At 57.9% G+C, this 14454-nt stretch carries 13 protein-coding genes; 8 read left to right on the top strand and 5 right to left on the bottom strand.

All coding sequences use genetic code 11. From position 1 onward, the window contains the following. Positions 1 to 34 precede the first annotated feature (34 nt). Both RQI43_RS07935 and RQI43_RS07930 read left to right on the top strand, forming a co-directional pair. Positions 35 to 2416, top strand: coding sequence for a hypothetical protein (locus RQI43_RS07935; RefSeq protein ID WP_311274790.1), 2382 nt, complete (start codon positions 35 to 37; stop codon positions 2414 to 2416). 142 nt (positions 2417 to 2558) lie between these two features. Then, on the top strand, positions 2559 to 3671 hold the full coding sequence (locus RQI43_RS07930) for a hypothetical protein (RefSeq protein WP_311274789.1): 1113 nt from the start codon (positions 2559 to 2561) through the stop codon (positions 3669 to 3671). Positions 3672 to 3734: 63 nt separating this feature from the next. Here the strand turns inward: RQI43_RS07930 and RQI43_RS07925 are convergent, their stop codons facing one another. Beyond that, positions 3735 to 4919 carry a GSCFA domain-containing protein gene (locus RQI43_RS07925; RefSeq protein ID WP_311274788.1) on the bottom strand — a complete coding sequence of 395 codons (1185 nt, stop codon included), beginning with the start codon at positions 4917 to 4919 and terminating at the stop codon, positions 3735 to 3737. A 221-nt stretch (positions 4920 to 5140) separates the two neighbouring features. Beyond that, positions 5141 to 6418 (bottom strand): GSCFA domain-containing protein, encoded by a 1278-nt coding sequence (locus RQI43_RS07920; RefSeq protein ID WP_311274787.1) that lies wholly within the window; start codon positions 6416 to 6418, stop codon positions 5141 to 5143. Between the two features lie 266 nt (positions 6419 to 6684). On the opposite strand from RQI43_RS07920, the gene RQI43_RS07915 reads away from it, so the two are divergent. The 4 genes from RQI43_RS07915 to RQI43_RS07900 all read left to right on the top strand — a co-directional run bounded on the left by RQI43_RS07915 (position 6685) and on the right by RQI43_RS07900 (position 8441). Further along, positions 6685 to 7329, top strand: coding sequence for a lysozyme (locus tag RQI43_RS07915; RefSeq protein ID WP_311274786.1), 645 nt, complete (start codon positions 6685 to 6687; stop codon positions 7327 to 7329). Next, positions 7329 to 7586, top strand: coding sequence for a hypothetical protein (locus RQI43_RS07910; protein ID WP_056428909.1), 258 nt, complete (start codon positions 7329 to 7331; stop codon positions 7584 to 7586). Before RQI43_RS07915 ends, RQI43_RS07910 begins: the two co-directional genes overlap by 1 nt. Continuing rightward, positions 7586 to 7996 carry a hypothetical protein gene (locus RQI43_RS07905; RefSeq protein ID WP_311274785.1) on the top strand — a complete coding sequence of 137 codons (411 nt, stop codon included), beginning with the start codon at positions 7586 to 7588 and terminating at the stop codon, positions 7994 to 7996. The genes RQI43_RS07910 and RQI43_RS07905 overlap by 1 nt, the downstream gene beginning before the upstream one ends. 85 nt (positions 7997 to 8081) lie before the next feature. Further along, a complete protein-coding gene (locus RQI43_RS07900) occupies positions 8082 to 8441 on the top strand; it encodes a hypothetical protein (RefSeq protein WP_311274784.1) in 360 nt (119 codons plus the stop codon). A 115-nt stretch (positions 8442 to 8556) separates the two neighbouring features. Here the strand turns inward: RQI43_RS07900 and RQI43_RS07895 are convergent, their stop codons facing one another. Next, positions 8557 to 9120 (bottom strand): hypothetical protein, encoded by a 564-nt coding sequence (locus tag RQI43_RS07895; protein ID WP_311274783.1) that lies wholly within the window; start codon positions 9118 to 9120, stop codon positions 8557 to 8559. Between the two features lie 165 nt (positions 9121 to 9285). Then, positions 9286 to 9540: a hypothetical protein gene (locus RQI43_RS07890; RefSeq protein ID WP_311274782.1), complete on the bottom strand. Its 255-nt coding sequence runs from the start codon at positions 9538 to 9540 to the stop codon at positions 9286 to 9288. 593 nt (positions 9541 to 10133) lie between these two features. On the opposite strand from RQI43_RS07890, the gene RQI43_RS07885 reads away from it, so the two are divergent. Both RQI43_RS07885 and RQI43_RS07880 read left to right on the top strand, forming a co-directional pair. Then, positions 10134 to 11795 carry a calcium-binding protein gene (locus RQI43_RS07885; protein ID WP_311274781.1) on the top strand — a complete coding sequence of 554 codons (1662 nt, stop codon included), beginning with the start codon at positions 10134 to 10136 and terminating at the stop codon, positions 11793 to 11795. A 1244-nt stretch (positions 11796 to 13039) separates the two neighbouring features. Beyond that, positions 13040 to 13852, top strand: a complete 813-nt coding sequence (locus tag RQI43_RS07880) for an IS5 family transposase (protein WP_311274780.1) — start codon at positions 13040 to 13042, stop codon at positions 13850 to 13852. Between the two features lie 363 nt (positions 13853 to 14215). Here the strand turns inward: RQI43_RS07880 and RQI43_RS07875 are convergent. Beyond that, on the bottom strand, positions 14216 to 14454 hold a 239-nt coding region (locus RQI43_RS07875), incomplete at its 5' end, for a hypothetical protein (protein WP_311274779.1).

Here is a 14454-nt window from a genome sequence, read left to right as displayed (position 1 = left end):
CAGGGGCGACCTCTGCACATCTGGAGATACCCCAATGGGCGTGAACGACTGGTCGCGAGACCCGGAAGCGAACGCGGTTGCCGATCCCACGATCGTCGCAAACGATGGCGCGTCGGCGCGTCAATTCCCACGATCGCTCCGCGGTGCCATGGCGAGCGTCCGAAAGCTCGCCGACGACCAGAGCGGCGCGATCACCTCGACCGGCGGACCCAACGCCTATGTGGTTCGGACCTTCTCGGGACTGACGGATCTGCGTGCGGGCCTGTCGCTGTCCTTCGTCGCTCACAGGGGCAACAGCGGCCCGCCGAGCCTGTCCGTCGATGGCCACGGGGCGCTTCAACTCCTCAATCGCGACGGGATCGACCTCCCGGCGGGCTACCTGAAGGCCGGACGTCTTGTCCGGGTCATCTACGTGGCCTCGCCGCCGTCATGGCGCATGATCGACCTCGGTGTCGTCGCCAACGAAGACCTCGTCCAGGCGCCGGCCAGAACGATCAAGGGCAACGCGGGTGACGGGCTGGATGACATCCCCGTCGCCGACGCGCGGGTTCTTCTGGCCGTCGACAAGCTGCCGAACAAGACGGAGGCCGAGCTCGTTGCTTCCGGCGCGATCGCTGATGCCCTGGCCACGAAAGCATCGCCGGAGCTTGTCGGTCAGCTACTGCCTTCGATTGCGTTCTTGCCGGACATCGGTACGCAACCGGTTGGCCTAGGGAGTTTGGCCGCAGAGATCGTGTCTCTCCGTCGATGGATGGGGCCGGCGGCGAACGGGGCCGATATCACCGCAGCGCTCACAGCCGCCATTGCGGCGGTGCCGATCTATGGCGGCGAAATCATCATCCCCGCCGGAATCTGGAGGTGCGGCCCGATCGAATGCAACAAGGCGGGTGTCGTCATCCGCGCTTGCCAGCAATCCTGTGTGATCGACGCGCGCGACGAAAATCAGCCGTACATCTTCAACTTCACGGGGACCGGCATCCGCGCTCTCCGCGACCTAACCCTGCGCGGCAAGAACAACCTCACCCTCGCCTGCCGGGTCGGCTGCGTCGTGAATGGACCGCGCGTCCATTTCGAGAAGATCCGTATGCTGCAGGTCAAAGGCGGCTACGACATCATCTCCTCGAACGGGCCCAAGATCCTTCACGGCTCCATCGAAGGCCACACCGAATTCGGCATCCGGTGGGGAATGAACATCACCAACGCAGACTACAAAGTCGCCGAGGCGATGGTTCTGGATATGGACATCTATACGCAGGTGTCCGACCCGGCCCAGTTCACTGCCAACGGGATGGAGTTCGGCCCTCGTATGGGCGCGGCCTACATCGAGCAGATCCGCATGGGCGGCCACGTCTATGGCTACCTCTTCGATGCTACAAGCGAGGTCGGTGGGCAGAATGGCCATCTGAACTTCACCAAAGCCATTAGCGGCATCGCGGGCGTCGCCGGTTGGTATTTCAAGTCCGTCAGCGCCACCGTCATCGCCATGGTCGATTGCAGCGCGTCGGCGGGTCAGGGCATCGGTGTCAAAATCCAGAGCCTCGACTTCTCCCTTCGCTGGATCGGTGGCTCGATCCACAAGTCTGCTGTCGGCGTCGAGCTGGACGGTGGGAACCCCACGGCTCGCATCCGCTTCATCGGCACCGCGATCCAGTCAAACACGGGGTTCAGCTCGAACCCCGACAGCGTCCTGCAGAACGGCTGCGCGATCCATCTGCGCAGCGGCGCGGCCAATGTCGATCTGGAGGGCTGCTATCTCGGTGACCAGGCCGATTTTGCCATAAGCCCCGGCAGCCCCAGGCAGAGCTATGCCTTGGTCAAAAGGGCGCCTTTCACGGGGCAGGTTTCCCGTATGGGTGGGGATTGGAGCCAAAACGGCCTGGGCGAGACCCTGATCGGCGGCACCCACCCGTTCATTTCGAGGTTCCTCAACCCGGCTGACTATGAGATGGGGGCAAACGGCATCCCTAAGCTCAAGCTCGGCGGCGAAGAGTTCAATTGGACGCCGGTGCTCTCGTGCGCGGTCCCAGGCGACCTATCCGTTGCGGTGACGTCGGTCTCCGGCTTCATCAACAAGCAAGGCAAGCGCGTCCACGCCGAGTTCGCCATGACGGTGACGCCAACCTACACGACCGCGTCCGGAACGTCCGGCGCGATTGAGATCCAGGGGCTGCTCGACACATCGAATGGGCGGTCAACCCTCGGCGGCGGGCAAATCACCGCGATCTCCGCCATCACATGGCCGACGATCAACACGAGGGTTGCGACGCAAATACAGCCTGCGGTCCCGCTCAGCTCCACGAAGATCAATATCCAGGCGCTGGTGACGAATGGGACGGTCGCGCCGGTTCCGATCACCGCCCTCCCGATCGGTCAGCCTTTCACGATCCGTGGGTACGTAGACTATCTGACGGTCTAGTCTTGCGAATTCAGGCCGAAGCATTCCCTTTATTCTTCGACGATCGTAAAATTTGATCCGGGCGATGGAAATTTTGCCGTGCGGTTGAACTCACGGCAATGCTTGCGTACGGTCGCGCGACCCTGACTTAAGCGACCGGGACGTGATCAATATGGTGGCCCAGCGTATCGCCGAGGCGGGTGCCTTGCGCGCGTTCTTCAATCAGGGCGACACTCCCTATCTTCTGATCACGTTCAACGACGCTGGTGATGCGGGGAGAAGCGACGGATCGTCTTATTGGGGAGCAAAGCTCGTAGAGAAGAACTCCATTTCATGCATTGGAATTGTTTCAACCAAACGCGATTGGTACGATCCAGATGATATGGAAAGCCTTTGTGTTCTGTTGCGGCCTTATATTGAGCCGCACACACAGATTATAACTTATGGCAACAGCATGGGAGGGTATGCTGCGCTTAGGTTTAGCGGCCTATTGAAAGCTACACACGTTATTGCCGTTGCGCCACAGGCAAGCATTGACCCTGAAATCGTCAATAGCTTTGACATCAGGTTCCGTAAGAACTTCATAGGTCGTGGCGGAAAGCTCATAAAAAGCGATGATATCTCGGGGAAGGTGTGGGTCGCCTATGATCCGCGCCTTGCGTTAGATGTCGGTCACGTCGAACTCATTTCTGAAGCATGCCCGGCCGTTCGACGCGTCGCCGTTCCGTATACGGGGCACAACTCGATATTCGCATTTCGAGGCTCACAACAGACACAAGACATCATAAGCGCGGTTTTGGCTGACGATCTCACGGCCGTAAACAAACTCGTCCATAAAACCCGCAGAAACGCCTGGCAGTATGCCTATAACTTGGCAAATTATGCCCTGGCTAAGCGCCCTAAGATCGTTCTCGAGCGCATCGCTGATAGTAAGCTGCTCAGGTCCATCCCGCTCATGCCGAGAATGGCGCTTCACATCAGGTGCCTAATCAACCTCGGCCGCCCGTCGGATGCTCAGCAGAAGATCATTGAGATTGCGGCTGCCTATCCGTTGCAGGCGGTTTGGCATTCCCGGAATATTTCATCCTTGTATGCTTCTGGCGCCTATCTGGAAGCTGAGGCGGCATTCGAAGAGGTGATGCGCTTGACCAAAGGGGCGGAGCCGGTTGCTCGCCAACAAGAGCGCATCTATCACTCGGCCAACAGAGCTAGGCGTCTATCCCTGCAGGCGCTTGGATCTGCCCAGCCGAAGAAATCATTTCCAGATGGGCGTTAGTTTGGGGCGCCATACCACGTCGTTCTAACTGAACGTGACATGGCGCAGACAAAAGGAAGCTTGCTATCCGGCGGTCGCCTCGCCAGCATCGAGTGCTCGTTTGGCCTCCCGGCGCTGATCTCGAATTTTCTGCCGACGCTCTTCGTGCTTTTCCTGGGCCCGAGTGCGCTTGTCTTTCATATTTGATACAGCTGTTGGGGCACGCCCCATCGTCAGCCATCTGTCTTTCAGCCCGGTAAGAACGTGTTGGTAATCTTTCCGGTCGCCTAGCGTTACGGCGAGATCGAGATCAAGGGCCGCTCTGATCTCTCTTTGCAGATCCGCGTCCGTCATGCCTGTCGTGCAGAAATAACGTTCAAAGGCCTTCATGTTGGCGTCGATGACGTGGAAGTGTGGGTGCCTCAAGTCCTCAACAAACGGAGTCTTGAACGCATTCAACACAATCTCATATGCTGGAAAGTAAAAGAAGTTTGGATCAGAGGCTGTGCGGTGCACTTCGTCGATGCCGGCCCGAAGAAGCGCTTTCGATACGGCGTTAGCAGCCACGCACGACACGTCGCGGAAGGTGGCGGCAAGGCCAATTGGGGAAAGTGTGTAGATGATGGTCGCCGACGGCCGATGCTTCCGGATCAGATCGTAGATCCTCTGCAGGCGCTCGGCTGTTTCAGCGTAAGTCGCTACCCGAAACTTGTGGCGGCTCTTGTCGAACTTATTTTCTGGAACAGCGCGCCAGAATGTTTCGCCGGTAGGCTCGTCGTACCAGATTTCGGAAAGCCCGAACGTCAGAACGAACACGTCAGCGCTGTCGAACAATTCTTTTGTCGCTAAACGAACTTCCTCATCGTAACCAAATTCTTCGGCCTTCCACCCATGCCACAGTTCGACCGTTGGAGTTCGGTTTTCCCAAGCCCATTCAAACTGTTGGGCGATAGCGAACACGTTCACCAAGCCGTCGGCGATCATCTGAATGTACGCCTTGCCTTCCCGTGCGGTGGCAATGTCGTAGCCGAGGTTCTGCATGTATTTGCCGATATTGGAGGCAAAGCAGGAACCGAACGCAATAATATTGGACTTCGGCCCGATGAACGGGGCCTCCGGCATCCAACCTTTCAGGATCAGGTTCGGAATGGCGGTTTCGCTCTCTAAATCCTTCCGGCGAGGAGCTAGGTTGAGCGTATCTCCGCGATAGAATGACCCGCCCGCCTGATAGATCCGTGTTCTCTTAGTACCCTCAGTTTCCGCGGTCATATCGTCATTCCCTCTTTGAAGTTTGGGCGCTCAGACTCGGCGGCGCGCGATTGCGGCCGGACTCTGCCCGGCGACTTTCGCACTGGCAACCCCGCTTTCGCAGGTGCGTCAAGGAACATGCAGGCCTGTAGCGGGCAGGCATCAGACCTGCCGGACCACCGGGGCGTAGGCATAACCACTCTCGCGGAACCGCTGCGAGGGGGCCGTCAAATGAATATAGCTCAAATCTTCATTGCCAAACTAGACTGAGAGCGGCTTTCCAGCTTAGCGATACGGCGCTGCTCACGTATCTCGTCTTTTCTTGCTTTGATGCGGTCAAGACGGATCGCGGATCGTTTTTCCGCAAGGGGATCGCTTGCACTTGCACCCGGTTCTGCCTTGTCCGTCAGCATATCGATTGTCTTGTTCTTTTGAGCGCCGCGAGAGAAATCCTCTATCCTAAGCTCAGCTAATTCGGCCTTAATGTCTGCGGTATTCTCATAACCAAGCCTTTCGTCGATCATGACAGACTCAGCATAGGTCTGGTCGATGTCTTCGTCGGTCACGCCAGATTTGCAGTAAAACCGCTCGAATGCCTTCATGTTCAAATTCAGAACATGGGGGTAGACGTGACGCCGGTCGTGACCGAACTGGTTCCGGTAGCATTCCAGAACGATTTCATACGAGGGAAAATAGAATAGCTTGGGGTCTGCCGGCGACTTCTCGCGGTAAAGGCGGTCAATTGCAGCCCTTAGGATGGCCTTCGACGTCGCGTTCGACGTGATGCAGCTTTGGTCTCGGAAAGTGGCAGCTAGTGCAATGGGAGAAAGCGTGAAGATGATGCTCGACTCGGGGCGGTGCTCTCGGATGATGGCATAAATCTTACGAAGGTTCTCAATGCTCTCATCATACTCGGCAACGCGGAACTTGTGCCTCGAAGGGTCGTACATCTTGGCGGGCACGGCACGCCAGAAAACCTCGCCTGTAGGCTCGTCGTACCAAACCTCAGACAGCCCAAGCGTGATGATGAAAACGTCCGCTACATCGAAGATTTCTTTCGTCTTAAGCCGAACCGCCTCATCATAGCCGAACTCGGCAGCCTTGTAGCCGTGCCAGAGATCGGTCTGCGGGGTCTTGTTCTTCCACGCCCACTCAAACTGCTGAAGCAGGGCATAGGTGTTGACGATGCCGTCGCCGAACTTCGAGATGTAGGCGAGGTTGTCTTTTTTCGTTGCGACGTTGTAGCCAATATTGTTCAGATAGTTGCTAATGTTTGCTGCAAAGCAGCTACCGAAGGCAACGATGTTCGTCTCGCCATCTATGAATGGCTCTTTCGGCATCCAACCATGAGCAAGGTATTTTCGAAGACCATCGCTCGCCGACAGATCCTTCTTTAATGGCGAAAAATTCATTGTCTCGCCGCGGTAGAATGAGCCACCGACAGACTTTTTCTTTCCGTCGACAGTAACGGATGCGCGGGCACCATCGTACTGAACGAGATTAACGCTTTCTTGGCTCATTTTGCCTCCGAAAACTGCTCTGGATAATTCTCAAACGTACGCTGGCGGCTAACGATCGCCGATCCATTACCATGCTCAGCATAACGAACTCGTTACCGGGCTTTCTTCTGCCGCGATAGTGCGCTGACGACACGACCCTCGCGTGCAACGTCGACGCCGAATGACTGCGAGGCCGGCGGCCTCAAGCCCTCCCGAGCCGGCCGGTCGCCGCGCAACCGCTTCGCCGCCTTCTGGGCGGTTTTTTTGTGCCCGGAGGCACCCTCATCATGGATATGTCCCCCATCGGACGCGCGGCCCTTCTGGCGCGCGAAGGCGAACGGCTGACCGCGTACAGGGATTCGGTCGGCGTCTGGACGATCAGCGTCGGCATCACGTCGGCCTCGGGCCTCATCAAGGTGACGCCCGGGCTGAAGATCACGAAGGCGCAGAGCGATGCGCTGTTCGCGAAAGGCGTCGCTCAGTATGCGGGCCCGGTCTCGTCCGCGGTGAAGGTGCCGCTCGCCGACCACCAGTTCGACGCCCTCGTGTCGCTCTGCTTCAACATCGGGGCGCCGTCCTTCGCGAAGTCGACAGTCGTGCGCCGCCTCAACGCCCGCGACTATGCCGGCGCGGCCGAAGCCATCCTGATGTGGAACAAGCCGGCGGTGATCGTCCCGCGCCGGCAGGCCGAGTACGACCAGTTCCGCACGCCCTACTCGGTGAAGCGGCCGAGCCGGGTGCGCGGTGAGGCGCCGGTTCTCGACGTTGTGTCAACCGGAATGGCTTCCGGGGCAACGAAACAGCCCGTTGCGTCAACTAAACCGCCCGTTTCCGCAACGAAACCGGTCAATCCTGCAACCGCAGCGCCCGCTCCCGCCCCGCTCGGTTTCTGGGCCTGGCTGCACGCCGCTCTCTCGCGAAAGGCTACCTGATGCCCCGTCGCCGGTTCCGAACGCGCGTCCGCGCCTGGCTGTCCAAGCTGAAGGGCTGGCGGGTCTACCTCGCCGCCCTCGTCCTGGCGCTGCCCGAGATCCTCGATGGTCTCGGCGTCGTCGACTTCGCCGCCTACCTGCCGCCGGCGGTCGCCGCGCGCGTCGGACTCGGACTGGCGGTCGGCCGCCTGGTGCTCGCGCCCTACCTGCGCACCCTCGCCGCCGCGAAGGCGCCGCCTGCCGGAGATCCGCGCTGATGTGGGGCTTCCTCGCCAAGCTGCTGCTCGGTCTGCCGGGCCTCGCCGACGGCTTGTTCGGCTACCTCAACAAGCGGTCGGACAGTGCGGTCCTGGTCAATGGCCAGAACGTCGCCGCCGACGTCTCGGTCGGACAGGCGCAGCTCGCCGCCTATGTCGAGGAGCGGAAGGTAATCGCGGCCGAGCGCGCTGCGCAGCATCTCTCACCATGGACCGCCTGGATGATCCCGACGGCGTTCGGGCTCTGCATGATCCACTTCGGCGCGATCGTCCTCGACTCGACCTTCCTGTTCAACTGGCGCGTGGCGAAGCTGCCGACGCCCTATGATCAGATGGAATGGTCGATCGTCATGGCGGTGATCGGGGTCGCCGGCATAGCCGGGGCCGTCCGCAAGGTCTTCTCGAAGTAGCACCCCTACCCTGAGGAGGGGGAGGGTCATTGATCCTGCGCGACCGGAAAACCGGCGCGCCACCGCGCCCGTGGGGGCTTGCATCATGGACACCTCGTTCCTCTCGGGCGGCCCCATCACGTGGGCTACCCTTTTCGCGTTCGCAGCCTTCGTGGTTGGACTGCTGAAGGCGGTCGACTGGATCGCTGGCAAGCTCAAGACCCGAGAGAAGGAGGCTGTCAGCCCGCTGGTGCTCGACCTCGCCTCGGTGAAGCTCAACGTCGAACGTCAGGGCGACGCCCTGAATGCCTTCAAGGTCGAAGTCGCGCAGAAATACGTGACCGGCGACGTCATCACCCGGCTCGAAGGCCGGATCGACGGCATGGTGTCCTCGGTCCGGGAGGAGATGCGCGCGACGCGCTCCGAGCTGCTCGAAGCGGTGCTCCACGGACGGCCGCCGAGGTAGCCGTCCCCGCTATCCACACCCCTGTATAATCGCCCATACCCGCCCGGCTCACGCCGTGGCGGGTTTTCGCTTTAGTACATCGCAGTTACGTCTGCGCTGCGCCAGGAAGAGCGAGTTATTCTTCGCCAATTAAGTATGAAACGAACTCTTCGGTAAATTTGTATCGTGGAACGTCGTTTACTCGGGAGTCGTAAATTGCTCCCACATGTTCCATAATTGTCATTATAGATAGTATGTATTCATGATCCTGATAATAATAAGTGAATAGTGGTGTAGGTCCATAATTGAAAGAAACTCCTTTAGGTATGATAATGAACTCTCTAACTAGTGGACCTTTTGTTAGGTCCTCCCGCATCTCGGCAATTAATATGGGAGCCTTTTTCCCCAAAGTATCAAACGGTGCAGCCCGCCGAACCGAATAGCCTCGGGATTCCAACGCTGCCATGTGTTCCGCGATCTCTTTCCAATCGCGTAAGATGGCGGACGTATAAGTAATTTCATCATCATCGATCAGCTTTGCGTCAGACTGACAAAGCCAAATACCATTGCTAATACTGCTTCGCGTTTCGCTGGTCATTGTCTCGTCATAGCGAGGACCACCAGGTGACGCCGCTGCTATGTGAGCGGCCACACCCGTATTGGTTACTCCATCACCTCCATCAGGACCTGAAGTCGGCACTCTGCACTCTGGCCGAGAGCATTTCATTCCCGCGCGCTTCGCCATCCGATCGATGGTGGTTCTGCTGAAATCGTCCCTTGCCAACGTTTGCCCCCTTTATAGGTCGAACGCGGATCCTACGCGCTTAGCCCGGCCGCCGTCACGGCGCGCCGGGCTTTTTCGCGTTCACGCCGCCTCAAGGCTTTCGGCAAAGTCGTCCGGGATCTCGCCGAACTGGCCGAGGATCGCCACGCTCTCAAGCTCGCCCGTCTCGTCGTCGGCCATAACCTTGATCGCGGCGGTTCCCGGCATGCGGCCGGCCATCGCCTCGGCTTTCTTCATTGCCCCGAATTCCGTCGGCGCGAGCTCGCGGTCGCCAGGAACGAGGCGCTTCCGCTTGATGGTGAAGGTCTGCACCAGGAACGTCGTCTTGATCGCCATCTCGCCGCCGCCCGCTGCGATGCCGCCCTCGCCGCGAGAGCAGGCCGCCGTGCAGGCGCAGGAACGCTAGGCTCAGCTTGCGAAAGCACAACACGAGCTCGATGTCGCCAAGCTTCAGTTGGAGCACCAAAAGCTTCAAGCTGAGGTGGAGTAGGCGCAGCTCGACCACGAGGTGCGCAGGTCCGAGGCCGCACGTCCTACCGACCCTGTCGCCGGTGCCGCTCCGTCCGCTCGCCTCGAAGATCCGCGCATCGCTCTATGAAATCAACGCTTCAGCAGCTCGGCGACATGCTCACGACGCTGATGGAAGAAATGACGCCTCCGGAAGTTGGACCGCCCGACGAAGGAATGGGCGAACCCACAGACGGAGACGCTTCAGTTGTAAATTATAGCGACCTGCAATCTATGGGGCCAACAAGCTAAGCCGATGCAGCACAACGCTGAGGTACGGTAGCAACAGACGGGTTTAAAATCCGTCCAAACCATTCTTTTCAGTTTTCGACTGACTGTAACTCTCGCATTTTGCCCGTTATCCAATGTAGGCTGTCGGCAGCGGCTAATCATAGTAGCCGAGCAAAAGGGATCAAACGGCGATGGGCACGAGGTACGTACGTTCCGACGTTGAAGCGACTGCAGCTGGGGCTGCGGGGGTTGAGCTCACTACTTCAAGCACTGGCCTTACTGATGTCTACGTCTATGGAGACGTCAATATCACGTCAAGCGATGACGACGGTATTAAAGGTCTCGGAAGTGAGCATGATGCTCTAATCGGAGGCTTTATAATTGGTGATATTAATGGCGTTCGGTTAGGTGACAACAGATCAACTGACCACGATAACCGGGTCATTATATATTCGGGCGCCGCCGTAGTCGGCATAAACAGCGCGGGAGTTGCAGTAAATGGCTACAACAGCATTGTGGATGTAGAGGGAGAAATTCAAGGCGACCTCTATGGCGTTCTCATGTCGGGAGTGTCAACAAAATTCAAATCGACCATTATCAACGATGGCGAGATATACGCCAATAGTTACGGCGTTGCCCACTCACTGACTGGCGGAGATACTGAGGGGCTTGTACTCAGGAATACGGGACGCATCGAAGCAGAATTGTTCAGCTTCTATGGTGGCGATACCAATTCGGCAGCAGATAGGATTGTAAACAGCGGCGTCATGATCGGCGATGTCGCAATGGGCGGTGGTAACGACGTTTATGACGCTCGAGAAGGAGGAACAATCGTTGGTTCGGTATATGGCGGCCTAGGGGATGACCGATTCGTTGGCACAGCCGGTAGACAGACATTTGCGGGAGACGCGGGCAACGACCGGTTGGATGGCGGGCGCGGTTATGACATCCTTATTGGTGGCATCGGCGATGACACATACGTCGTCAATAATACAATTAATGAAAGCAACCCTGACGATCCCGAAGCGCTCGGCACAATTTATGGGGATCAAGTAGTCGAAGGAAAGAGTCAAGGCATTGATACGATACTCGCTAATTTTGCTTTTGACCTTAATCGGTATGAAAATGTTGAGAACGGAACTCTGACCTCGCTAAGTCAAGAAAATAGCTTCGGCGGAAGCGTGTTCGGCAATGCACTTGCCAATGTCGTTACGGGAAACGGTGGACAAAACGTTATCGACGGTCGCGAAGGCGCAGACCAAATGATTGGTCTCGGCGGTAACGATACTTATTATGCAGATAACATCGGCGATAGGATAGCCGAAGAAATAAATGGTGGAATAGACGAAGTGCGGTCATCCGCGACGTTTAGTCTAGGCGGCTCTCAAGTTGAAAATCTAACGCTTACTGGAGAAGGCGCAATAAATGGTACCGGTAATTCATTGTCAAATATTATATATGGTAACTTTGGTGCGAATGTTATAAACGGCGGAGCTGGATCAGATGCTATCTTTCTAACAAATCTGTATGGAGCCGATGACGATACAATAGTATTTAGTTCTACCCTCGGAATTAATAACGTTGACACGATATCGGCGTTCAATGGAAATTTAGGCGATGTCATCCAACTAAACAATTCTATATTTACTACGCTTTCGGATGGCGCCTTATTGGCGTCAGCCTACCAAGCAGGCAATAGTGATGTAGCGGCAAATGCTGATGTGAGAATTATATACAATCAGGCTTCACAGACATTGCTTTATGATCAAGATGGAAATGGGTCTGCAACCGCGATTGCTTTCGCAAAGATGTCCAGTAGCTTTATCGATTCTGCATCATTTTTTGTGATCTAGTTACAATTCAGATGCTGCTGGTTGTTGCTGGCTAGGCTATGTGGGGCTGGGTATTTTGCTGCCCGGCCCCGCATTTTTGTTTAAGTTTACTGTAGCTTAAACGAGAATTACCTTGCTAGGCTGAATTATGCGGTTAGGTCTCCTATGGCCACGCATTCGGTTTCTCATTTGACCAGACGGGCGAAACTCGCGCATTATCTACTCTTCGTGAGACTCACGTGTCGCAACAGGCTCCGTCCGCACCAATTCTTAGGTTTTGACGGCCGCGCCGTCGCCTCCTGCGGCTGAACACGCGCGTCCACTCCCTTTCACGCAGGCCAGCGATTTGCATAGCCCGCGCTATTACGCGCAGGTCTCAGAGCTCCCAACTGCCATGACTATCTCGCCTTCGCTCAAGCCGCCCGGGCACGAAAGACGAACGCCATCCCCGTCATAGTGGGTGATTGGCTGGTTCGGACTTGCGGCACCAATTTTCTCAATAAATTCAATGATACTTTTTGTTGAGGCATGGCCTCGGATGCTTTCTGTACGCGCCGGGGGCGCGCTGGGGGCACAAAATATCTCACCTACCTGTTTTGTGTGCGGGGGCTCGCTCTATGTGCTCCGCCAGGGGTCTACGCTCGTAGCGAATGCTGGGCACCGCCCAGGTCGAGGAGCGTTGAATTTTGGTGCCCCCTTAAACTTCGCTATCTAGTGGGAAGCAGGCTTTAGCTCTCTGCCCGGAAGCGGACGGATGGCTCGCGGCCCAAGTCTGACGTCGGGATCGTCATCGACGCTGCCCGTAAGCGGTCATTCGTTAGTCGTCCGGCAACTTCGGCTCGGGGTAGGAATAGAGAGCGGACCTTAGCCTTTGGACGAGAAGCGATCGGTCCACATCTGACCAACTACGCCATTCAGACCTTTTGTCCCGTTCGCACACAAGCGAACGTTACAGCGGATCCCCATTACCACTTAGACTTACCGATAACGACCGTTTCGCTCCGGGATTCAAGCTGTGTGTTAGCAGATGTTCTGCGCTGCTTAGGTGGCAGCCTCAAATGACTCTTCTCGGTCTGTAGGCGTCCACAACAGGGGGACCACAATGGCGGCCCAGGGCATGCGGTGGAATTCACCGCCTCGGAAAATCTCTGTCGATTGACGTAAAGATCGTTGGCTCAGAGCCTGTCCGATAACGCCTGATGGGGGTTGAGTGGCCAGGATGGCGGTGATTCCAAGAGGGTGCTGAAGCCTGATTTGGAAGTGCCATGTGGACCCCGACCACTCGCCGGCAGCATAGCCGCGCCGGCCTGCGCTACGAAACCGACCTAACGGATAGCGAGTGGGCCGTGATCGCGCCGCTGCTGCCGGTGCCGGCCTCGTGCGGTCGTCCGCCTGTCTGGACGATGCGCGAGATCTGGAACGCGATCTTCTACGGGCTGCGCGGCGGCATCGCGTGGCGGATGATCCCGAAGGACCTGCCTCCGCGCCGCACAACGTTCGGCTACTTCAGCCGCTGGCGGGACGCGGGCCTGTTTGGCCGGATCAACCATCACCTCGTCATGGCCGACCGTGAGCGGGTCGGTCGAGAGGCTTCGCCGACGGCTGCGGTGCTTGACAGCCAGAGCGTCAAGACCACCGAGAGCGGCGGCCCGCGCGGCTACGACGCTGGAAAGAAGATCAAGGGCCGCAAACGTCAGGCCCTGGTCGATACGGACGGGCGGGCGCTCGTCCTCGATCCGCAGGCTGCGGACGTACAAGATCGGGATGGGGCCGGACCGGTGTTGCGCCTATCGCGGCGGACTTTCCCGTTCATCACCAAGGCCTTTGCCGATGCGGGCTATGCCGGCGATAGGCCCGCGACCGCCACGAGCATCACCGTCGACATCGTGCGCAAACCCAAGGATCAGGTCGGCTTCGCCGTGCATCCGCGCCGATGGGTGGTGGAACGCTTCTTCGGCTGGATCAGCCGCAACCGCCGCCTTTGGAAGGACCCGGAGGCGACCCTCGCCTCGGCCCAGGCCTTCCTTTACGCCGCCGCAGTCATGATCCTCGTTCGAAGGTTAGGTCGAGCAGTGTGACTTATCGGACGGACTCTTAGAGACTGAGGGTTCGCCGAGGCCTGGATCTGATGAATCAGTGCCAGCGAAGCTGGTCTGTCCCCACCTATCGCTCAATTCGCCCCGGTTTCACGAGGTAGCCCACTGTATATACTCGGCTGACGCTTTGATGAGGGGAAGGTTTTCGGAAAGATATCCCAGTCTAATTTTGTGTTACTTGTTGTGAGCATGCAGGGGCGACGACATCCCGAATGGTCGGCTAAATCCTCCCCCTCCGGGCGTTCTCCCCTGGCCGCGTCCCTGAAGCGGACGTTTCGTGATAAATTCATCAATGCTGCCGATTCGAGCTTCCTCGCGCCGAGGAGCGCGAGGAAGCGGATCGTGTCACGCCAGGTGGAAGTCGGTCTGCGTGACGGTGGTGGCGTTGACGCCGAGGAGCAGGATCGTGTCGACGCCGATCACGACGGTGGTGTTGGCACCGGCCTGAATGATCGAAACCTCGCTGGCGAAGCTGGCCCCCGTGATCCCGAGGCCCGTCAGGTCCATGACATCCTGGCCACCGGCCAGGTCGGCATCGAAACCGACGATCCGGTCCGATCCGAACCCGGATGCGAACACGAACG

This window comes from Methylobacterium sp. WCS2018Hpa-22, from assembly GCF_031843785.1.
In the GTDB taxonomy this organism is placed as follows: domain Bacteria; phylum Pseudomonadota; class Alphaproteobacteria; order Rhizobiales; family Beijerinckiaceae; genus Methylobacterium.
This window is presented reverse-complemented; position numbering and strand designations above follow the sequence as displayed.

Coding starts and splice junctions, on each gene's coding strand:
- RQI43_RS07935 (WP_311274790.1), top strand. CDS start 35: ATGGGCGTGAACGACTGGTCGCGAGACCCGGAAGCGAACGCGGTTGCC.
- RQI43_RS07925 (WP_311274788.1), bottom strand. CDS start 4,919: ATGACCGCGGAAACTGAGGGTACTAAGAGAACACGGATCTATCAGGCG.
- RQI43_RS07920 (WP_311274787.1), bottom strand. CDS start 6,418: ATGAGCCAAGAAAGCGTTAATCTCGTTCAGTACGATGGTGCCCGCGCA.
- RQI43_RS07915 (WP_311274786.1), top strand. CDS start 6,685: ATGGATATGTCCCCCATCGGACGCGCGGCCCTTCTGGCGCGCGAAGGC.
- RQI43_RS07910 (WP_056428909.1), top strand. CDS start 7,329: ATGCCCCGTCGCCGGTTCCGAACGCGCGTCCGCGCCTGGCTGTCCAAG.
- RQI43_RS07905 (WP_311274785.1), top strand. CDS start 7,586: ATGTGGGGCTTCCTCGCCAAGCTGCTGCTCGGTCTGCCGGGCCTCGCC.
- RQI43_RS07900 (WP_311274784.1), top strand. CDS start 8,082: ATGGACACCTCGTTCCTCTCGGGCGGCCCCATCACGTGGGCTACCCTT.
- RQI43_RS07890 (WP_311274782.1), bottom strand. CDS start 9,540: ATGGCGATCAAGACGACGTTCCTGGTGCAGACCTTCACCATCAAGCGG.
- RQI43_RS07885 (WP_311274781.1), top strand. CDS start 10,134: ATGGGCACGAGGTACGTACGTTCCGACGTTGAAGCGACTGCAGCTGGG.
- RQI43_RS07880 (WP_311274780.1), top strand. CDS start 13,040: ATGTGGACCCCGACCACTCGCCGGCAGCATAGCCGCGCCGGCCTGCGC.